The sequence below is a fragment of the Comamonas trifloxystrobinivorans genome (assembly GCF_043359985.1).
Lineage (GTDB): Bacteria > Pseudomonadota > Gammaproteobacteria > Burkholderiales > Burkholderiaceae_C > Comamonas > Comamonas trifloxystrobinivorans.
The window spans coordinates 146,085-165,942 of record NZ_JBHZGV010000003.1 but is presented as its reverse complement, the minus strand read 5'-3'; the positions used below and the strand labels follow the sequence as shown (position 1 = coordinate 165,942).

Annotated in this window: 16 protein-coding genes; 4 read left to right on the top strand and 12 right to left on the bottom strand. The window is 57.5% G+C overall.

The genetic code is table 11. The features are described from left to right. Window positions 1–279: 279 nt before the first annotated feature. Genes mhpA (ACFIQF_RS04015) through ACFIQF_RS03985 form a run of 7 tightly spaced genes read right to left on the bottom strand, consistent with a single transcriptional unit; the run spans window position 280 to window position 7,208 of the window. Entirely contained in the window at window positions 280–1,905 is a 1,626-nt protein-coding gene (mhpA, locus tag ACFIQF_RS04015; protein ID WP_393940308.1) for a bifunctional 3-(3-hydroxy-phenyl)propionate/3-hydroxycinnamic acid hydroxylase MhpA, read from the bottom strand. Further along, window positions 1,902–2,672, bottom strand: a complete 771-nt coding sequence (locus ACFIQF_RS04010) for an HpcH/HpaI aldolase family protein (protein ID WP_393940306.1) — start codon at window positions 2,670–2,672, stop codon at window positions 1,902–1,904. The genes mhpA (ACFIQF_RS04015) and ACFIQF_RS04010 overlap by 4 nt, the downstream gene beginning before the upstream one ends. Beyond that, complete coding sequence (locus tag ACFIQF_RS04005; protein WP_393940303.1) at window positions 2,669–3,130, bottom strand: nuclear transport factor 2 family protein; 462 nt, start codon at window positions 3,128–3,130, stop codon at window positions 2,669–2,671. Before ACFIQF_RS04005 ends, ACFIQF_RS04010 begins: the two co-directional genes overlap by 4 nt. A gap of 22 nt (window positions 3,131–3,152) precedes the next feature. Then, window positions 3,153–3,947: a 2-keto-4-pentenoate hydratase gene (locus ACFIQF_RS04000; RefSeq protein ID WP_393940302.1), complete on the bottom strand. Its 795-nt coding sequence runs from the start codon at window positions 3,945–3,947 to the stop codon at window positions 3,153–3,155. Window positions 3,948–3,963: 16 nt separating this feature from the next. Beyond that, window positions 3,964–4,839 carry an alpha/beta fold hydrolase gene (locus ACFIQF_RS03995; protein WP_393940300.1) on the bottom strand — a complete coding sequence of 292 codons (876 nt, stop codon included), beginning with the start codon at window positions 4,837–4,839 and terminating at the stop codon, window positions 3,964–3,966. Further along, window positions 4,836–5,771 (bottom strand): 3-carboxyethylcatechol 2,3-dioxygenase, encoded by a 936-nt coding sequence (locus ACFIQF_RS03990; RefSeq protein ID WP_393940298.1) that lies wholly within the window; start codon window positions 5,769–5,771, stop codon window positions 4,836–4,838. The genes ACFIQF_RS03995 and ACFIQF_RS03990 overlap by 4 nt, the downstream gene beginning before the upstream one ends. Window positions 5,772–5,819: 48 nt before the next feature. Continuing rightward, window positions 5,820–7,208 (bottom strand): MFS transporter, encoded by a 1,389-nt coding sequence (locus ACFIQF_RS03985; protein ID WP_393940296.1) that lies wholly within the window; start codon window positions 7,206–7,208, stop codon window positions 5,820–5,822. Between the two features lie 124 nt (window positions 7,209–7,332). On the opposite strand from ACFIQF_RS03985, the gene ACFIQF_RS03980 reads away from it, so the two are divergent. Then, complete coding sequence (locus ACFIQF_RS03980) at window positions 7,333–8,073, top strand: SDR family oxidoreductase (protein WP_393940294.1); 741 nt, start codon at window positions 7,333–7,335, stop codon at window positions 8,071–8,073. Between the two features lie 97 nt (window positions 8,074–8,170). On the opposite strand, the gene mhpA (ACFIQF_RS03975) is transcribed toward ACFIQF_RS03980, so the two are convergent. From mhpA (ACFIQF_RS03975) to ACFIQF_RS03965, 3 genes are all read right to left on the bottom strand, one after another. After that, window positions 8,171–9,643, bottom strand: coding sequence for a bifunctional 3-(3-hydroxy-phenyl)propionate/3-hydroxycinnamic acid hydroxylase MhpA (mhpA, locus tag ACFIQF_RS03975; RefSeq protein WP_393940292.1), 1,473 nt, complete (start codon window positions 9,641–9,643; stop codon window positions 8,171–8,173). 359 nt (window positions 9,644–10,002) lie between these two features. Then, entirely contained in the window at window positions 10,003–10,701 is a 699-nt protein-coding gene (locus tag ACFIQF_RS03970) for an alpha/beta hydrolase (RefSeq protein ID WP_393940683.1), read from the bottom strand. A gap of 272 nt (window positions 10,702–10,973) precedes the next feature. Further along, window positions 10,974–12,989, bottom strand: a complete 2,016-nt coding sequence (locus ACFIQF_RS03965) for a flavin-containing monooxygenase (RefSeq protein ID WP_393940289.1) — start codon at window positions 12,987–12,989, stop codon at window positions 10,974–10,976. A 1,097-nt stretch (window positions 12,990–14,086) separates the two neighbouring features. Here ACFIQF_RS03965 and ACFIQF_RS03960 point away from each other — a divergent pair. Continuing rightward, window positions 14,087–14,938, top strand: coding sequence for an IclR family transcriptional regulator (locus ACFIQF_RS03960; RefSeq protein ID WP_393940287.1), 852 nt, complete (start codon window positions 14,087–14,089; stop codon window positions 14,936–14,938). 232 nt (window positions 14,939–15,170) lie between these two features. On the opposite strand, the gene ACFIQF_RS03955 is transcribed toward ACFIQF_RS03960, so the two are convergent. Continuing rightward, the gene (locus ACFIQF_RS03955) at window positions 15,171–15,638 is read right to left on the bottom strand and encodes a GNAT family N-acetyltransferase (RefSeq protein WP_393940286.1); all 468 of its coding nucleotides are present in this window, start codon (window positions 15,636–15,638) and stop codon (window positions 15,171–15,173) included. Window positions 15,639–15,669: 31 nt separating this feature from the next. Further along, window positions 15,670–17,559, bottom strand: a complete 1,890-nt coding sequence (gene glmS, locus ACFIQF_RS03950; RefSeq protein WP_393940283.1) for a glutamine--fructose-6-phosphate transaminase (isomerizing) — start codon at window positions 17,557–17,559, stop codon at window positions 15,670–15,672. Between the two features lie 135 nt (window positions 17,560–17,694). Here glmS and ACFIQF_RS03945 point away from each other — a divergent pair, with 135 nt between their 5' ends. Both ACFIQF_RS03945 and ACFIQF_RS03940 read left to right on the top strand, forming a co-directional pair. Continuing rightward, window positions 17,695–18,201: an Lrp/AsnC family transcriptional regulator gene (locus ACFIQF_RS03945; RefSeq protein ID WP_393940281.1), complete on the top strand. Its 507-nt coding sequence runs from the start codon at window positions 17,695–17,697 to the stop codon at window positions 18,199–18,201. A 491-nt stretch (window positions 18,202–18,692) separates the two neighbouring features. Continuing rightward, complete coding sequence (locus ACFIQF_RS03940) at window positions 18,693–19,781, top strand: sensor domain-containing diguanylate cyclase (RefSeq protein WP_393940280.1); 1,089 nt, start codon at window positions 18,693–18,695, stop codon at window positions 19,779–19,781. Window positions 19,782–19,858: the final 77 nt, after the last annotated feature.

The window sequence follows — 19,858 nt, the reverse complement described above, 5'->3', positions numbered from 1 at the left end:
TGTCCATCTGCCGACCTTGAATGCATCACGAAGGTCTTGCAAAACCCTCTCTGCTCGGAATAGGGGCCAGCAGGATATGCAGATACCACTTTCTGATATGCAACAGGTATGTTCATTGCGGCAGCAGCACCTCGAAGCACTCTGCAGACCGATACATGTAATCAATGAACGAATTGCCGCGATCGCCGAAAAGCTGGGGCGGCCTTGTTCGCGGATTGGCGGTATAGGTCAGCAGGGGATGCCATCAATTTGCCGCTTTTTGCAAGGTCTGTGGTTGCACTACGTCTGTGGCAGACAGCAATGTGTGACGGCTAATACACGTGCAAGCACATCGTCTAGCTCCTGTGCCAAGCATTCGGCGGCAACCACATGGTCGGGACGTAGGATCACTGCACCAACAGGTCTGGCGTCGAACCAGGCTTGCAAGCTGCCCTCTCCCCCCAAGTCCCCGACCACCGTAATGCCCTCAGGGGCATGACGCAGCGTCCATGGCAGTTGAGCTTTAGGTACCGCCTGAACAAATCGCGCGTGCAGATGTTCCAGCGCAGCGCGGTGTTTGGCTGAAATAAAAGCCATCGGATTGTTGTTCCACATCAGTACGCGCCAGCCTTGACCGGTCGCATCGTCGAGCAGCATTTCGACACCTCCTGCATTAGTCGCACGCGGCTGCGGGAAGATGGCGCCAGCCATGCGTGGAACATCGCGCGCCGGTAGCGTTTTGAAGGTCGGCAGCGGTGTCTGCACAACCACACCGGTGTCAAACTTAGGCTGAGGCTTGAAAGCCTGGCGTCTCTGCGCCTCACGTTCCTCAGGTGTGCGGCTGGCAGCGATGCGGTCTCGTTCTGCGGCTTTCACGGGGTCGTGATCGGTCATCTCCTTGGCCATGCCAAGTGAGACAGCTACCATCTGCTTGACGTGCCCCATCCGCTCCATCTCGTACGTTTCGAGCAGAGACTCGTCGCATGCGCCATTGATCACAGCAGCAAGCTTCCATCCCAAATTGAAAGCGTCGCGGATACCGGAGTTCCATCCCTGTCCTCCTACCACAGGCATCACATGTGCGGAATCGCCTGCGAGGAAGATCGAGCCCATCTTGAACTTTCCAGCCACACGCGCATGGTGACGGTAGACGCGGCGACGGATGATGTCCAGCTTGGTTGGGTCAGGCACATGAGGTGCAAGCAGCTCGTAGATAAATTCATCGTTATCCACCAACGAAGGATCTTCACTTTCGAACAACGTGAATTCCCAACGTCGGATGCCATGCGGCAGTGCAATGCTGGCATAGCTGCGTTTCGGGTCGCCACCGAACACGGCGTGCGGTGTTCCGATGGGGTCATTGGCGACGTCAATGACGATGCCACAGGATGGTCGAGTTTCGCCATCGAATGAAATATTCAGTCTTGTTCGGGTGGCAGAGGCGCCACCTTCTGCTGAGACTACGTAGCGTGCACGCAGCTTCTCACCGATTGCGGTCGTGGCAACCACGCCATCAGCATCTTCGTGCAAATCGACGATCTCGGTGCAGAAGCGCGCCGATGTGCTCGGAAAACGCTTGAGTCCGTCAAGCAGCACCTTATCTACCAGCGGCTGTACAAATCCATTGCGGCGGGGCCACCCAAACTCGCGAGTGGTCGGATTGATTTCAGAAAGGATTTGTCGATCGCCATTGACCATGTAAATCTTCTGATCGGGGATCGTGTGAGGTAACACCTCATCCACAAGACCAACCGTCTGCATCGCCCGCAGGGCTTCGTCGTCAATGCCTACTGCGCGTGGGTAGTCGATCAGGGCATCGTTCTTCTCAACGACAAGAACATTAACGCCCTGCTGTCCGAGCAGGTTGGCTAGCATGAGGCCAACAGGCCCTGCACCGATGATGAGAACGTCTGCGATTTTGCTCATGAGGGATTCCTTGTAGTCAGAGCGGTCTTGAGTGCTTTGATGTTGTCGTCGAACGCGCGGTTCAACAAAACGAGGTCGATGCCGAATGCAACATAGTCAACCAGCCCATCGGCCAACAACGCCGCCGTGTATGCAGATTTGCCGGAATAGATGCCGAGCGTCACGTTGTGGGCCTGAGTGAGTTCGCGCAAGTGGATGATCGCGTCGCGAACAGGTCCGTCGTCCCAGTCACCACGACCTGGCAGGCCATAGGAAACGGCAAGATCGGCAGGGCCGATGTAGATAGAGTCCAGCCCCGGAGTGGAGATAATTTCCTCCGCGCGCTCGACACCAATCCGGGTCTCGATCTGCGCAATGGTTGATACGGCGAGGTTGCCCGCTTCGGAATATGAATCACCGATGTAAAGCCCTGGCCTCGACGGTCCCATGCTGCGGTTGCCCACGGGTAGATATTTGCTCGCAGCCACCAAGGCCTGCGCTTGCTCGCGCGACTCAATGGTGGGGGCAACGATGCCACGCGCGCCACTGTCAAGCAGTCGCAGAATCGGCCCGGGGTCAATCGAGCCGACGCGCGCCCAAGCGTAAGCGTTGTCGCGAGGAATCGAACGCAGGATGCCACATGCGGCGTCGAGCCCGAGTTCGCCATGCTGAAGATCGAGGATGACGCCGTCGTAGCCTGCAAGCTTCGCCCATTCGGGAATGGAGAACGACGGCAGCGACTGATGCACCAAAATCTTGGGGCTGTGCCCAATAGCGGATGCTTTCATGGCTTGCTCTCACGTTCCGTTAATCGCGCCGCATGCGCAGCCGAAGCATTGCTCCCAAAGACTGGCACGATCTCACGACGGGTGAATCGCCACTGACCTTCAACTTTGCGATACCGCTCACGGAATTCGCCCACAGAAGCAGGCTGTGTCTGCGGCTCGTTGGTATCGCGGAACGTCAGATACTGCACGGTGCCAGCCACTTCATCGCCGTCCCAGACCAACCGGATTCCACCAATGAAATGGCGGCTGACGATGTCGGTTTGCTTCACCCGCTTGGCACCCCAAGCCTTGCTCTGCTCGCGGTTCATCGTGCCCAAGGGGCCGACTGAGATGCCATCTTCGGTATAGAGTTCCCAAGTGGTATCGGCCTGGTTGTGATCCAGGCGGTACAGCATCTCGGAGATGAGCTGCTCAATCTCGACGCGGGTGAGCGCATCAACGGGGCAATAGTTACTCATGGTGTAGCTCTCTTTAAAAAACTCATGCCTTCGAATTGACACTCGCGACCACGCGGCCGAGACCGGTGATGGAGGCAACACACTCGACATCCATAGGCCAAGGCTCGATGTAGCCGATCGAACCTGAGAGCAGCACCTCGCCAGCTCGCAACGGCTGTCCAGTGCGAATGGCGGTTTCGGCCAGCCAGAGCACGGCGTTGATCGGGTCGCCGAGCACGTTGCTTCCAACACCGCGTGTAACCTCCTTGTCACCCCCGGTAATCACCATTTCGACCGCTTTGAGATCTACCGAGCCATAGGGATGCTTTTCCTCGCCGACCACGATGCCACTGCATCCGGCGTTGTCGGCGATGGTGTCCACGATCTGGCCCACGCTGCCGTCGTAGCGGAAATCAACGACCTCGAAGGCCGGTGTCACGTAGTCAATGGCCGCCGCCACTCGTTCGAGCGTGGCATCGAGAATGTCGCTCTTGAGCACAAACGCGACTTCGGCTTCGATTAGCAACCGGTTGTAGCGCGACTTGGGCAACACCACACCCGACTGGAAAACCATATCGTCGTGGATAACTCCGTAATCGGGCTCACTGATACCGACACGCTTTTGCACGTTCGGATTGGTCAGTCCCACTTTGCGGCCCACTCTGCGAACGCCCAGATTTCGTTCGCGCAATGCGGCGAACTCCGCCGAGATTGCATAGGCCGAGTCAAGGTCACGCTCAGGCAATCGAGGACTGACGTAAGGAACGGTATAAGCACCAACGCGGGCATCGTAGAGCTCACGAGCGATGCTTTGGATAGTTTCAGGAGAGATGGTCATACTGGTCATGTTCTGGCTAGCGCTTGCTGTGCTGTTTGTCGAGGAAAGACACGGCCGCCGCGTTGAAAACTTCCGCGCCTTCCCACTGTGGCCAGTGCGCAGCGCCTTCAACTAGCAAAAACTCTCCCTGAGGGATAAGCGCAGCCAAGCGCCTGCCTTCTGCAGCGTCGCCGGTGGGTTCATGGTCTGTCCAGACGAATAGCGCAGGCACGGGAATGGCCGCGAAATCCTGATCGGTGACACGGTTGCGCCAACGCGGCTCGGGCTGACGCAACACCGCGATATGGGCCATGTTTGCCCCGCTCGAATCCCTGCTGTAGATAGCTTGGCGAACGCGCACCAACTCTTCCGTTATCTTCTGAGGGTCGTGAATCACGACCTGCAGACGCTTTTTGACGTTCTCGAAAGTCGGCTCGGTAACCGCTTGCTTGCTCACTGATTGCGCCTTGTCTACCTTCTGCTCGCCAACCACGCGACCGCCTGGCGCACTCAAAATCACGCTCAACAATCGATCGGGGTGGTGGGCAGCAAACTTGACCGCAATCCACCCCCCGAGTGACTCCCCAGCGAGATGGACACGCTTGAGATTGAGCACATCCAGCAGCCCGAGCAAGTGCGACTCGTACTCTGGGATTTCCAGATCGTGATCCGTCAGAGTGGTGTATCCATGACCCGGATAGTCGTAACCGATGACACGGTAGCCCGCCTCCACCAGCGCACGTACATTCTGCGTCCAGGCCTCAATGTGGCCACTGGTGCCGTTGGCTAGCACGACCACCTTGTCACCTTCGCCGAGGTCAAGCACGCGCGTGCGCCACGGCCCGACGTCAACGTAATGCAGTCGATGCGGAAGATCCGACACGGCCTCCCAAAAAGTCACGAGTCGATTCATGCTGTGCCCCCCGCCTGGACAGCAAAACCGCCCCCCCAATTTTTGACGGCCCAATAGCGATCAACAGGAAGCTTGTATTTACCAGCGGTCGAGAGCGCAGCATAAGCCGCTATCCAACTGCGCATTTCATGTGCAGCTGAACCACCTTCGATGATGAACTGGTCGTTGTCCCACAAATCAACCGGCGACAAATCGCCCGACCGGAAGGTATCAAGCAGCTTGTTGTCCCAAGCCTCGTTCAACGCTGCACTCGATCCCTTGCCATCCGCAATCCTCTGGATTGCATCCACGATGGCCTGCTCGCGTGTGCGGCGTTCTTCGCTCGTGGGGGCATAGAAAACCAAACGTGCCTTCAGCTCGGGCGATGCCACATCCCAACGAGGAATTGGCGGGGAATGCGAAATGCCTCCCGAGGCAATGAAGAGCACTCGCTTTCCAAGCTGGAGTGCAGCTTTGCCAAATGCCTCCCCCATCTCGCGCACACGCTTCATCGGCGTCAGCGGATGGGCTATTGCGTTGACGAACACAGGGATGATGGGGCGTGCATTTCCCTTGCCAAGCAAGAAGTCCACGGGCTGCATGACGCCATGATCAACCGTCATTCGCTCCGATCGCGCGATGTCGATACCCTGAGCCAGCACTGCGGCATGCAGCTGGCGTGCGGTCTCGCCATCAACGTTGATGGGGCCCTCGGTCGTGCCGTAGTCACCCACGCCCTCAGCCTGCGCACCGATCACCCAGGGCGCGATGTTCGAATAAAGCTGGCCATTGAGGTGATCCGGGCCGAAGACTACGATGACCTCAGGATTGAAATGCTCAATGAAGGCGCGAACCTCCTGGATGCCATCCATGATTTCAGCCAGCGTGGAGCCGCCCGGATCGACGTTGCCGAAAGACGGCGCATGAGATAAAGCTGCAACAGCTAATGACATGTGTATTCCCTTTGAAGGCGGACTAAAAGCCAGCCCTCGTTCTTGTGATTAGGCTTGCTGAGGTCGACCTACATTCGTACCGTGAGAGCTCTTAGCCAAAGTTGCGGCCTCACGAGTTGCCGAGCGCTTCAGTCCAACGTGCAGCATCAAAAGGCCGATGCTTGCGATCAACATCGGAAGTGCAAACAATGTGAATGCCATAGTCATTCCCATGCCAGCATCGAAACACACACCGCCAAGGATGGGAGCGACGATACCGCCAAAGCGTCCCAGCCCGATGACGACCCCGTAACCGGTCGAACGTACCAACGTCGGATAGAGAACCGGAATGATTCCGTAAAAGCCAGCAGTACCAGCACAGACAAAGAAAGATGCTATGAGCAATGTCCACCAAGCCGCAGGCATAGTCGCGCCGGCAAGACCGAAGTACGACAGCGCTGCCGTGGCCAAGATCAGAAAAATGGGCGTCAGGATGCGCAAGTTGACATAGCTGGCAATAAGTCCGAACGCAATGTTTCCGGCGATGCCACCTATGCTGAATGCAACAACGAGTTGTGGGGCGAGCAATGGCTGTTTATTGATGCCAGCGACTGTAGTTGGCGCCCAGGTGGTCATAAAGTAGAAGCTCACCATGTAGGCAAAGTAGGCCACAATCATTAAAACTGTCTGCCAGAGAAGCGGGCCACTGAAAATGGCGCCCAACCCCACACTCTTGTCCATAGCAGTATTGCTCTTGCTGGACTCCGGCAGCGCAGCCAAAACAGGCTTTCGCATCTTCGCCAAGATCTTGTTCAGTTGCTCCAGTGCGTCGCGGCGGCGCCCTTCCGCTAACCAGGTCAGCGACTCAGGCAGCAAAATGTAAGCACCGACGGCAGCCAGCGTGCTAAGGATGAATCCAACCCACCAGCCGAATTTCCATCCATGTTCTGCAAGCATCGGACCAACAACCAAGGCGCCGAGCAAGCCACCGATATTGATCGCTGCCGCATAAATCGCCATCACCAGCGGATAGACGCGCTTGGAAGTGTACTCGGACAAGATCACCCCGACCACGGCAACCAACGCACCAACGCCAACTCCGGTGACGATGCGACTAATTACCAGTAACACGGTTCCGTTTTCAGCCGTGGCAAACAGGCCGATGAACATGCCGATCGCTATCACGACCGCACCGAACACACCTGTTAAACGACGGCCGATGCGGTCGGCGATAGGTGCAACGACGATCGAGCCAGCCAGCATGCCGATGAGCGCGCCGGACAAGACCATTCCTAGCTCTGTCTTTGAAACACCGAAGTCTTTCGCAATGAATGGCGCTGCAAACGCCGCCAGCGCGACGTCGTAGCCGTCAAGCACGACAAGAATGATCGAAACAATGACAACACGCAGCTGTAAGCTGGTCATTGGCGAATCAGCAATGAGATCAGATATCTTCATAAAACCTTGTCTCTTTCATATAATGTTTCAAGTCAGTTTATCTCAATATTTGGGAAAAATGATAAATGCGACGTCAGTGTATTCCCGCATTCGCCGTTAGCATCACACTTAAAGGAGTCATTGCATGGATGAGATTGGCGTTAGCTCACAACGCACTGAAAAGGAAAAGGTCGGCATTGTTGTCGCAGGAGGTTCTGGCATTGGTGCAGCTTGCGTGCGTGAACTTGCGGCTTGCGGCTGGCGCGTCGTGGCCCTTTCTCCATCCGGCCGTGGTCGCCTGCTAGCCGAGTCATTGGGCGGTGCCGGCATTGATGGCTCCAACACCAACGTCGCAGACTTACGCGCGACAGTTGATCTCGCAATCGAAAAATTTGGCCGCATTGACGCGGTGATCAACAACAGTGGTCACGCAGCGCGCGGGCCGCTGCTCGAGATCAATGATGACGACTGGCTGCACGGTGTGAACTTGTACTTGTTGAGTGTCGTTCGCATGGCTCGCATCGCTACCCCACACCTTCTTGCGTCGGGCGGTGGCGCGATCGTCAACATCTCCACAGCTGGGGCGTTCGAGCCCAACCGGAGTTTCCCAGTCTCGACAACGCTGCGCGCCGCGCTGGGTTCGTTCACCAAGCTCTATGCCGATGAGTACGGGCCGCAAGGCATCCGCATGAACAACGTACTCCCCGGATTTACAAAGGATGACCCCACTGCCGTGCCGCCCGAATGGACCAGCAAGATCCCCTTGCGCCGCGCTCAAAGTACTGCCGAACTGGCCCGGGTCGTTCGCTTTCTCGTGAGTGACGAGTCCGCCTACATCACCGGGCAGAACCTGCGCGCTGACGGCGGGGAGACCCGCTCGGTCTGACGCAATGCCCATCAGACAGATGCCGCCCGTCAGGTGGGCGGCATCGAGCTTCGACATCAATCAAATGGCGCATAAGTCGATGTAGCGCCCATACCCACTACGCCCACGCACCGATCTGCGCTTGCAGGTGATGCGACTGAATCAGTTGTTCCAGCTCGCTAACTGTTGCAGCAACACCAGCGAGGTAGCGGTCAGGGCGCACCAGCGCGGCAACTATCCCGAACTCAGCCATCCAGTTCGTCAGCGCTGGCTCAGTCGCCGCAACGATGGGCAACCGGTCCTGGATCATGGACTTCGCTGCATCTAGCGCGCTGGGAGACACAAATAACGCATAGGCATAGCCAGCGTCATCGTCGGTGCGTGATCCGTCGGCGCGAACCGCCTGCGGAATCATGCGTCCGCCAAGGACGCCACCCACATGAGCGCCAGGGCCGAGTGCCGGCTTCGGGGTCGAAAAAAATTCAGTTTGCGCAAACTCCTCGTCACGCCGCAGTAAGACTTCCGGAGCAGTGGTTTGAATGACGCGACCCAGGCGCACTGCTGTTGAGATGAACTCACGAACATGCGGCTCGCGCTCAGACTCATAAGTGTTCAACAAGTCTTCGTCCGCCTCGCCGCGAATCACCGCCGCCAATTTCCATGCGAGATTGGAAGCGTCGCGGATACCCGCACACATGCCTTGCCCCATGAACGGCGGCGTCAAATGCGCAGCATCGCCCGCCATCAACAGGCGGTCTTTACGCCATCCGCGTGCGACGACAGCGCGAAAGGTATAGAGCGCGGGGCGCTCCAGAGTAGCCTCTTGTGGCGTAATCCATCGTGAAAGCAGTTTCCATATGGATTCAGGCTGGGTAATGACCGCCGGATCGTCGCCCGGCATCAGCATCAGCTCCCAGCGCCGACGCATGCCAACGCCGCGAACGTAAGTTCCTGGGCGCGATGGATCGCAATACTGGATGCTGTAGTCGCCCAAATCGGAGCGCTCATGATTCAGAACCACGTCCACCACGATCCATTGTTCGCTTTGCTGCAAATCATCCACGCGCGCTCCGATGAGTCCGCGAATGATGGATCGTGCTCCATCGCAGCCAACGACATAGCGTGCTTTCTCATGTAACTCCATGCCGGTGGAAAGATCCTTGATTCGCAGATCAACGCCGTCAGACGCTAATGCGCAATCGAGCAACTCGTGCTTCACGCGAATGTCCGCACTGGCGTGCTCGGCCAGCTTTTGCCGCAGCGTTTGCTCCAGCCACGGCTGGTGACAACGGTAGCTGGGATACCAGCCCATGGGACCGACTTCCAGGTCGCGAGACCAGTCAATCAACAGTCGCCCTGCGGAGTCAATGAACTTCATGCCCGGCGATGGCCGCACTTGGGATGTCAAGGCATCGGCAACGCCGATGCTCTGGAACACACGCATGCACTCACCATCGAAGTGCACTGCACGCGGCAGGGGATATATGCCCGCTTCGCGGTCGATCGCCAGCACACGAAGTCCTTGCTGGGCGAGCAGAGTTGCCAAAGTTACCCCTGTGGGGCCGAGACCGATGATCGCAATGTCATGCATGAATACTGCTTTCGATAGAGCTTTGCTCAGGTTTGTCTGATGGAGATATCCCGGATCGCCTCATCCTTTTTGGGGAAGCCATAGAGGTGTTTCTGACTCCCGCTGATTAGGTTTGCGCGACTTTGGAACGAATAGTTCGTAGCTCTGTTGAGGTCAGAAGCCGATGCGATGGGCAAGCAGCCCACCATGTATCACTTGAGTGTCTTCATGCCGGTCTGTGCTGGATATCGAATTACTCCACATCAGCATGAGCGGGATCGCGCAGGCACCACCGAACAGGTCGGGCCGCCGCTCAAACAAGTGCCTACAGACGACGCGACTTGAAGCGGTAGCTCGGCATTCCGTTGAATAGAGCGGCTTCATGTGTGTAGTTGGCGATCAAGAAAGGCGCTGATCTTTTCCAGCACCTGATCACTAGCCGGCAGGATGCCTGTCATGGCAAAAAATCCGTGCATCTGGCCTGCCATTTCATGCTGCTCCACTTCCACGCCAGCATCTGCCATTGCAGCAGCGTAAGCCTGACCTTCGTCACGCAGGATGTCGTGCTGCCCTGTCACCACGAATGCCGCAGGCAAGCCCGACAAGTCCTTGGCAAGTAGCGGAGATGCATCGGGATGCATGCGTTCTGATGGATCGAGCACATACTGATCCCAGAACCAGTTCATAGATGGCGTTGAAAGGAAGGTTTGGTTCTCCGGCTCGTGATAAGAGGCACGCGTGAAGTCCGCATCGGTGACGGGATACACCAGCACTTGCGCCGCCAGCTTTAGGCTGTTTTGCTCTCGCGACCATCGAGCGACAACAGCCGCCAGATTGGCGCCAGCGCTGTCCCCGGCAATGACCAGCGGGACGTCATCCCCTGCGATCTCCAACTTGTGCTGATTCGCCCATAGCAAAGCGTCCCACGTGTCTTGCAGCGGAATTGGAAAGCGATGCTCGGGCGCAAGGCGATAGCCCACCAGCAATACCGCCGCACCCGTACATGCAGCAAGCTTGCGTCCGATAGGCTCGAAATCGGACAGTTCGCCTAACACCCAGCCGCCGCCATGCACGTACACCAACACACCTCGAGGTCGCGGCGTAGGCACCAACAGTCGAGCATGGATAGAAGAGCCATCTCTTACCGGAATCGCAACATCCTCGCTGCGCGCCATCGCTGGCACTGGGCCACGCTGAAGGGCCCTTCGTCTGGCAGTTGCCCGTGCTTGCACGGCATCGAGCTTCCATAACGGAGTCGCATTCTCTCCCGCCGCTGCGGCCCAGGACTGCAAAAGGGCCTGTGAGGCACTATCCAACGCCATATTCTTCTACGCTCCGAAGGCCTGTTAGTTCAATGCGCGATGAAGTCGCGGTCAAAGTCGACGTCATGGGTGAGCTGCCAGTACTCACGGTGACTGAATGGCCACACCTGAGAGACTCGACCGAATCGATTCTTGTACCAGGTGCGAACCTGCGGCCGGCCCCAAGCGCGGCGCTGATTCTCTGCATCGACGCGCTCGACAAAGGCATCAAGAACCCCTTGTTTAACTTCGATGCCTTTGATGCTTCGGCGCAGAACTTGGTGGATCGCTTCAACAGCGAACTCCGCTGCGCACTCCATCATGAAGTGCTGGCTACCGTGCACGACATAATTCGTGTTCGGGCCCATCACCATGAAGAAGTTGGGGAAGTCAGGCACGGCGATGCCCCCCCACGCCTTTGCGTCACCCTGCCATTGCTCCTTGATCGTTCGCCCTGAAACACCGTGAATCTTCATTGGATCGAGGAACTCGGCAGCGGTGAATCCTGTTGCGTAGACGACGACATCAACTGGATGTTCGACGCCATCTTCAGTCACCAGGCCAGTTTCCGTGAATCGGGCAATGGGGCTGGTCACAAGCGCAGAGTTTGGCCGCTGCAACGCGGCGGCCCACACGCCGTTGTCGCGCAGCATTCGCTTGCCCCCGGGCGGGTATGTCGGCACGATCTTGTCGATGAGTTCGGGGTGGCTTTTCCACTGTTCACGAATGAGTTCGGTCAGTGTTTCGCGCACTTCCAGGTTCTTTGCAGATACTGAATCTTCTCGAGTCCAACCCGGATCGGTAACGACGGTGTGCACCCGTCCAGTCGCTGACTGGAAGAAGCCTGAAAGCCGAAACCATTGGCCATAGCATGGGACATGCTCAGCCAACCACTGCAGCGCCCTCGGAGTGTCAGCGTAATAGTTCGGGGCTGGAACCATCCACGGACCAGAACGTTGGAACACCGCAAGGTGCTCAACCTTATCAACGATGTTCGGGACGATCTGGTACGCGCTCGCTCCAGTACCGATGACTGCGACGCGCTTGCCGCAAAGATCAACATCGTGGTTCCACCGAGCGGAGTGCATGCGCACACCCTTGAAATCGGCCTGGCCTTCTATTTCAGGGATATTGGGCCGCTCGAGCTGGCCCACCGCCGAAATCACGGCATTGAAACGACGATGCACCGGCTCGTCGTTGCCCGTGCGAGTCACCACATCCCAAGTGCCCGAAGCCTCGTCCCAATTGAGCGAGAGTACCTCGACTCCAAAGTGAATATGCTCGCGAAGCCCTGCTCGTGCAACGATCTCGCGAGCGTAGTCTTCGATTTCACCACCGGTCGCGAACGCATGCGGCCAATCCGTGCGCTGAGCAAATGAAAAGCTGTACCCGAACGTCGGTGTGTCAAGTCGCACACCCGGGTAAGTGTTCGCCCACCACACGCCGCCAACGTCGGGGTTCTTCTCGAAGGCCGTAAATGGCACGCCTGCCTGCTTGAGCCGATACATCGCGGCAATGCCAGACATGCCGGTGCCGATGACCGCGACTTCGAACTGGCGATCACCCGCAACATTGTCGAACTTCCAGTCTGGCGCGCCAAGCTTTTTCGGGGCGAGATCCATCTCGTGAGTGAGGATCTGAGCATCGGCATCTCCGGCCCCGTTGGTGAGGAAATCGATCAGGACGCGTGTCTCGGCATCGTCAAGAGGACGTGGCCGAGTCAAGTTCTCATCGCGCACTCGCTTAAGTGCGACCAGAGCCAGTGCCCGGGCTTCGGTTTGGGCAGCTTCGCTCATGCCGCCATGGGCAGGCGCAACCGTATCAACAAGTGGAAACGGCGCACGCAAGTGCGGACGCAGCATCGACAGGTCTCCAGTGACGGCCGAGAGCGCAGTGAGAAGTGAGGGGAGATCGGCTTGCGCCACTATTTCGGCGAGAAAGGCATCGTCCTCGCAGATCTGTGCATATTCTTCGCGCCAATAGACGTCGTCAACACTTGGGGCTTCAAAGGCAGTAGTAGTTATAGGCATAGCAGAAAAGGGTTTTTTACTGGACAGGGTGCACAAACGCACGCCTGTTTCTCGCCGCTGTTTCGATTGACTTCGCAAACACTGGCGACTGGCCGCGAAATGCATCGCCACCGAATGGGGCAGCAACGCTGACTTGCGACCTTGAGATCTGGTTGATAGCAGCCGAACGTTCGCAGCGCGTGCTTGACTAACGCCGCTTGCTGATGCGCCCGGGGGACACGCGCGGGGCACGGCTCTTTGGGGCGCACTCGCGATGCTGGCCGCATACGGCACAAGGCAAAGTGCCACGGCATTTAAAGCTCGCCTGACTCATCAAATTCTCTTTGGGGTAAATTGAAAATCTCATTTAATGAGATTTATAACAGCGCTTTAAGACAATGTCAATCCAAGTAGAAACCCTATAGCACTGCAAGCCCAGGAACAGCATGGCTTCAAGTTCGGTCACTTCGGCATGTATGAGAGCAACCTAGCAAAGGCTGATACACCAGTCTGCTTGATTTCACCGCGACGGACCTCCTGTTTCTGAGTTGAGATCCGGAAGTGCACCACCTGAGCGTTCTTTCGACAGCGCACCCCAACAGACCGACCCTTCAATCTCATCTTTCAGATTTCACTCAAAACACTCAGCTCGGATGAATGGTGCGAGCTGGACGAACTCTGCTTGCTGAAAGCTCCTGCATCAGGCCGGTGAGGCGCGCTTGTGCACTTTCCATCCATGTACCTGTCTCAGAAGGCAATGGCTAGCGCTCTATTTCGATTTGCCTTGGAGCGTTTCACAATCTATGCGCGCTCGATGGAACTGAAGGAAAGAAGCATGTTGATGGAGCACCTAGAATTGCATGCTCGCACGTTGCTGGGCATCAGACCACAGTCAGTGTGGAGTGCGGAGATGGCACAGCACACGGGTGTAAAAATGAGTGGTCGGTCGGCCTGTTAATACGATGCATCGCGAAAAGTGTTTGCGGGTATCGCAATCGCGCGCAGAGCGGTGCGCTGCACATTCGTTCGAAACTCGTTGCTGGCTTCAGTCCGATCTGGCCACTTGTCCTGACAGATTTCCGTCGGTGGTATCTATGACCTAAGCGCTCCGCACAGCACTTTCAGCCTATAGCTGCTAGAGGCTTCGTGTTGGAATGAGTGACAGGGTTTGCGTCTACATCAGTGTTTCAATCAATGGAGTAGGCAACGTTCCAGCCACCAGCCGCTATGATGCTGACTTTCATGTTCATCACTGTAAATTCAATATGAGTAGCCCTGGCCGGGTTTTTGCCATCCTCGATCTATTCACCGAGGAAAATCCGATCTGGCAACCGGACAACATCAACGCGGTTTTGGGCTATTCCCGCCCCACGGGTTATCGCTATGTGAAGGAATTGGTTGAGGCGGGGTTGTTGCAAAAAGTTTCGGCAGGGCGCTACTCCCTTGGCGGACGCATCATCGCGCTGGACTATCAGTTGCGACAAACCGACCCGGTGTTGTCCGCTGCCGATCCGGTTATGCGAGAACTGGCGGCTCAAACCAAGTTTGACGCAGCACTCAGCGTCATGTTCCCCGGGCCGCGGGTCATCGACGTCCATCGCGTCAACGCGGAAAAAAATCTTCAACTTTCTTATGGGCGCGGGCGGCCCCGTCCCTTGTTCCTTGCTGCGTCCCCTAAAGTGCTGCTGGCCCACCTGCCGCGCAACTCTCTCAAGAAGATTTATGAAACCTACGCCAAGGATATTGGTATCCACGGCATGGGAAATACTTGGCAGGAATTTTTAAGCGTGCTGACGCAAATCCGCAAAGATGGTTTTTATCGTTCGCAAGGCGAGTTGGAGCCTGGGCTCGGTGCAGTAGCTGTTCCGATTTTCAATGCCGAAGGTGATTGTGTTGCTGCGCTGGCACTCGTTGGCAGCGTTCAGCGTTTTGACACCAGTTTAGATGCTCGCCTGCTGAGCAGACTGCAGAAGGCATCCGCAGCCATATGTCTTTCATTGGGGTAGTTTGGAATTTCTCCAACCACCTGTGAGTGCACGATTTTTGGGTGCTGTTGTATAAAGAAAATTCAAGACAAGTTCCCAAAAAAGCGGAAGTAGCACCAGTTTTTGGAATAGTAGCTAAGCGATATTTTTTCAAGTAAACATAGGCTTACGGCTGCTGGTGCTGGTCTCGTCCGAGCGACTTGCGGTGAGTCGCCGCTTCTGCAGGTCGTTGGTAGTTAGCGAGCGTCGCCCACTATTTCGAAATCATGATGACCTCAGAAGTAGAGTAGAGATCATCGATTTGAGCCACCATCTTTACACCCAACGTCTTAGTGTAAAGGCGCCGGGCCAGGCTATCAGCCCTCGTTGAGACCAGGACAGCTTTGATAGCTTGTCCCGACCCGGCCAATTGGTGCTCCACCAATCGCAGCGACTCGCGTATCAATCTCTCGGCATAGCCCATGCCTTGATGCCGCTTCAGCATCGCGATCTGATCCAACTCCAGCACGACTTCTGGACGGAATCCTGACTTCTGTGCCCAGAAAATGTACCCTGCGATCTCTGTTTCAACCTGCACTACATAGCAATTGAAGCGAGGCTCAGCCGCCAAGGTTGAAGAAACCCATAGCTCAGAGTTTTGCTGCCGAGCAAAGGCTTCGCGGTGGATTGTCGCGATGGCTGTGCTGTCACTTATGGATGCTTTACGAATGTCGAGGTCCATACGTCTCACCAGCACTGCGCAATCCACCCCATCACTCCACCGTCACACTCTTCGCCAGGTTGCGTGGCTTGTCTACGTCGGTGCCGCGCGCTACGGCGGTGTGGTAGCTCAGCAGTTGCAGCGGCACCACGTGCAGGATGGGGCTGAGGGCGCCGTAGTGCTCGGGCATGCGGATGACGTGGATGCCGTCGGCGTTCTCGATGTCGGTGCGCGCATCGGCCAGCACGTAGAGCACGCCGCCACGGGCGCGCACTTCCTGCATATTGCTTTTCAGCTTTTCCAGAAGCTCATCGTTGGGTGCCACGGTAACGATGGGCATTTCGCTGTCCACCAGGGCGAGTGGGCCGTGCTTGAGCTCGCCAGCAGGGTAGGCTTCGGCGTGGATGTAGCTGATTTCCTTGAGCTTGAGTGCGCCTTCCAGCGCAATCGGGTAGTGGATGCCGCGGCCCAGGAAGAGGGCGTTTTGCTTGCGGGCAAAGTCTTCGGCCCAGCTCACCACTTGCGGCTCCAGAGCCAGCACGGCTTGCAGGGCCACGGGCAGGTGGCGCATCTGCTCCAGGTACTGGTCGGACTGGGTTTCGCTGATGTGGCCCTTGCTTTGGCCCAGTGCCAGCGTCAGCAGGAAGAGGCCGGCCAGTTGCGTGGTGAAGGCCTTGGTGGACGCAACGCCAATTTCCACGCCAGCGCGGGTGATGTAGGCCAGCTTGCATTCGCGCACCATGGCGCTGGTGGCCACGTTGCAGATGGTCAAGGTGTTGGTCATGCCCAGGCCTTGCGCGTGGCGCAGTGCGGCCAGCGTATCGGCGGTTTCGCCCGATTGGCTGATGGTGACCACCAGGGTCTTGGGGTTGGGCACGCTTTTGCGGTAGCGGTATTCGCTGGCCACTTCCACGTTGCAGGGGATGCCGGCCAGGCCTTCGATCCAGTACTTGGCTGCGCAGCCGCTGTAGTAGCTGGTGCCGCAAGCGAGGATGAGTACGTTGTCGATCTCTTTGAACACGCGCCAGGCGGCCGTGCCATCGGCGCCGTCAAACAACTCGGGCACCACGCTGTGCACGCCTTCCAGGGTTTCGGCAATGGCGCGTGGCTGCTCGAAGATTTCTTTTTGCATGTAGTGGCGGTACGGGCCCAGCTCTACCGCGCCGCTGTGCGCGTGCACGGTTTTGACCGGGCGCGTGCTGGCGTCCATGGGTTTGCCGCTGTGGTCCACGATCCAGTAACGGCCAATTTGCAGGTCGACCATGTCGCCTTCGGCCAGGTAGACGATCTGGTCGGTGACGCCGGCCAAGGCCATGGCGTCGCTGGCCAGAAAGTTTTCGTTTTTGCCCACACCCAGAATGAGCGGCGAGCCAGCGCGTGCGCCCACCACGCGGTGCGGTTCGTCCTTGTGCATCACGGCAATGGCGTAAGCGCCACGCAGTTCTTTGGTGGCTTGTTGCACGGCCTCGAACAGGTCGCCGTTGTAATAGCTGTCTACCAGGTGGGCGATGACTTCGGTGTCGGTCTGGCTCAGAAAATGGTAGCCCTTGGCTTGCAGGGCGGCACGCAGTTGTTCGTGGTTTTCGATGATGCCGTTGTGCACCAGGGCCACGCGGCCTACCGCTTGCGCATCCGCAGCACCGGGGCCGGCGCTGAAATGCGGGTGGGCGTTGTGCACTGCGGGTGCGCCGTGCGTGGCCCAGCGGGTGTGGGCAATGCCGGTGGCTCCTTGCAGGTGTTCTTTGCTCACTTGCTCCATCAGCTCGGAGACGCGGGCCGTGCTGCGGGCGCGGTGCAGGCCGCTGCCCTGGTTGCCTTCGAGGCTGGCGTCATGGACGGCCACGCCGCACGAGTCGTAGCCGCGGTATTCCAGGCGCTGCAGGCCTTGCACCAGCACCGGGACGATATTGCGAGTGGATACAGCGCCAACAATGCCGCACATAGTTTGTTCTCCGTTCAACGATGGCTTGCAGTGTAGGCAGGGTGATGAAAAATTTATCTTCTATTTTTGCAAGTATTTGAAATAATATTTCTTCAATTCAAGCTTTAGAAATATTATTTCAAAATGGAAGAAAATTTGAACGAATTAGAGCTGGACATCATCGATCTGCAGTTGCTCGATGCCCTGCAGCACGATGCCGCCATCAGCAACCAGGCGCTGGCAGACAAGGTGCATGTCTCGCCGCCTACCTGTTTGCGCCGCGTCAAGCGCTTGCGCGAGCTGGGCGTGATCGAGGCGCAGGTGGCTTTGCTCTCCAGCGATGCCTTGGCCCGTGTGCAGGGGTTTGGCCTGTTTGCCTTGGTGGAGGTGAGCCTGGAGCGCCAAGGCGCCGAAGCGCTGGATGCGTTCGAGGCGCAGGTGCTGGGCAGCGAGCAGGTGCAGCAATGCTGGCGCGTGAGCCCCGGGCCGGATTTCGTATTGGTGGTGTATGCGCACGATATGCCGGGCTATTTGGCGCTGGCGCAAAAGCTGTTCACGGCGCAGGCCAATGTACGCAATGTCAAAGCCTATTTCGCCACCAAACGCAGCAAATTTGTAACACGTATTCCTTTGCAGAAAGGGCCGCATCTGCCGCTGCAATAGCGCTGTGTCTATGAGCACTATTCATTGTGAATATGAGCCAATTGATCTACATGCTGTATGGCTGCTACAGCCAATGCAAACAAAAGTCAGGCCGGGTTGAGGAGCCGGCTGCGCGCACATTGCTGCGAACGGCTGCAAAACAGCTTACCTGCTGAGGTGGCTAATCTTTTGATTTTTAAAGGCTAATCTTTGGCTCTCGAAGGCGTGCAAGGGGTGCCAGAGGGTGGCTACCGGTTTTGAGCATGCCGTCAAACTTGCGCGTGCAGGCGCTAACTGGCTGGCGTCTGCACAGGAAGAGCTAGTAGGTGTTTGACCACTTACCGTGTGGCCCACACCGCCTGTCGACCACTGCGTGTAACAATCAAAAACACGCTTGCTGATCTGATAGCGAAGCTTCATACTTGCTACATGGGTATCAATTGGTAACTGGCGTGTGAGCAGATTCCGGTATCCATGCGTGCAGGCAAGTTGTGGAGAAAGAGAGGGTTGGTATGGAGCAAATCAAGATCGACAGCACACAACAGCGCGGCCAAGCAGGGCGCATCGTGTTGATGGTTGCTTGCGCATTGGCAGCAGCCGGTGCTTTGTGGCAGTTGGATGCGGGCTGGCCTTACTGGCTGGTGTTGCTGGTGCCGGCCTTGCTGTGGCCGGGGCTGGCGCAGTGGATGTCGCAGCGCAGCGCCCAGTCGGACAGCAACGATGTGATTCTGGCCTTTGTTGACGGCATCGTCGTCGGCCTGTGGGTGGCGCTGACGCATTTCAACCTGCTGGCCAGCGCCGTGATGCTGATGTTCCTGGTGCACAGCACCTATGCCATGCAAAGCGCCCGCCATGTGGTGCTGGTGTTGGCCGGAGCGATTGCAGGCCTGGCGGTCTGCGGTTTGCTGACATCGTTCGGTATCCAGCAAGCCACCGGCATCGCCGCCATTCTGGGCAGCTTGCTGGGCCTGGCCTTGTACCTGGCAGCGCAAGGTCTGACCACCGGCCGCCTGCTGCAAACCTTGGCCCACAAGGAGCAGATGCTGACGGTGCTGCGCCGCGTGGATGCGATGACCGGCTTTTTTGGCCGCGCTTACTGGAACGATCTGGCGGCGCGCCTGTTCCACTACGCCAAGCAAAAAGACATTCCGGCTTTCATGCTGGTGGTGGATGTGGACAACTTCCGCGATATCAACAGCCGCAAGGGCGAGACTGCGGGCGACGAGGTGATCATTGCCGTGGCTAACACCTTGCGCAACTGTGTGCGCCCGGGCGATGCTACTTGCCGCTTTGGTGGTGATTCGTTCGGCGTGCTGCTCTCGGGCGTGAACCTCGATATCGCCAACAAGATCGCTGATCGTATCCACAACCAGGTGTCCAATCGCCGCCTGCGCGAGTGGCCCGATCTGCAGATCAGCGTCAGCATCGGCATTGCCAGCCTGGCCAAGTACCACCAGTCGGTGGAAGAGTGGATCAAGCAGGCTGAGAGTTCGCTCGACCAGGCCAAGGGCGCGCCACGCATGCCGGCGGCAGCGCCGGATCTGCAGCCTATCAGTGCCGAGCATCTGGCTGAGTTGGCGGCCGAGTCTGGGCCGGCCTGATCACGCCTGGAGCCTGTCCAAAAAGCCCCGCACTGCTGATGCAGAGCGGGGCTTTTGCTTTGTTTGCCGACCTGACT

Excerpts from the sequence above, each read along its gene's own strand:
- mhpA (WP_393940292.1), bottom strand. The coding sequence starts at position 9,643 with ATGCATGACATTGCGATCATCGGTCTCGGCCCCACAGGGGTAACTTTG.
- ACFIQF_RS03995 (WP_393940300.1), bottom strand. The coding sequence starts at position 4,839 with ATGAATCGACTCGTGACTTTTTGGGAGGCCGTGTCGGATCTTCCGCAT.
- ACFIQF_RS04010 (WP_393940306.1), bottom strand. The coding sequence starts at position 2,672 with ATGAAAGCATCCGCTATTGGGCACAGCCCCAAGATTTTGGTGCATCAG.
- ACFIQF_RS04000 (WP_393940302.1), bottom strand. The coding sequence starts at position 3,947 with ATGACCATCTCTCCTGAAACTATCCAAAGCATCGCTCGTGAGCTCTAC.
- mhpA (WP_393940308.1), bottom strand. The coding sequence starts at position 1,905 with ATGAGCAAAATCGCAGACGTTCTCATCATCGGTGCAGGGCCTGTTGGC.
- ACFIQF_RS03940 (WP_393940280.1), top strand. The coding sequence starts at position 18,693 with ATGGAGCAAATCAAGATCGACAGCACACAACAGCGCGGCCAAGCAGGG.
- ACFIQF_RS03990 (WP_393940298.1), bottom strand. The coding sequence starts at position 5,771 with ATGTCATTAGCTGTTGCAGCTTTATCTCATGCGCCGTCTTTCGGCAAC.
- glmS (WP_393940283.1), bottom strand. The coding sequence starts at position 17,559 with ATGTGCGGCATTGTTGGCGCTGTATCCACTCGCAATATCGTCCCGGTG.
- ACFIQF_RS03980 (WP_393940294.1), top strand. The coding sequence starts at position 7,333 with ATGGATGAGATTGGCGTTAGCTCACAACGCACTGAAAAGGAAAAGGTC.
- ACFIQF_RS03985 (WP_393940296.1), bottom strand. The coding sequence starts at position 7,208 with ATGAAGATATCTGATCTCATTGCTGATTCGCCAATGACCAGCTTACAG.
- ACFIQF_RS04005 (WP_393940303.1), bottom strand. The coding sequence starts at position 3,130 with ATGAGTAACTATTGCCCCGTTGATGCGCTCACCCGCGTCGAGATTGAG.
- ACFIQF_RS03960 (WP_393940287.1), top strand. The coding sequence starts at position 14,087 with ATGAGTGACAGGGTTTGCGTCTACATCAGTGTTTCAATCAATGGAGTA.
- ACFIQF_RS03955 (WP_393940286.1), bottom strand. The coding sequence starts at position 15,638 with ATGGACCTCGACATTCGTAAAGCATCCATAAGTGACAGCACAGCCATC.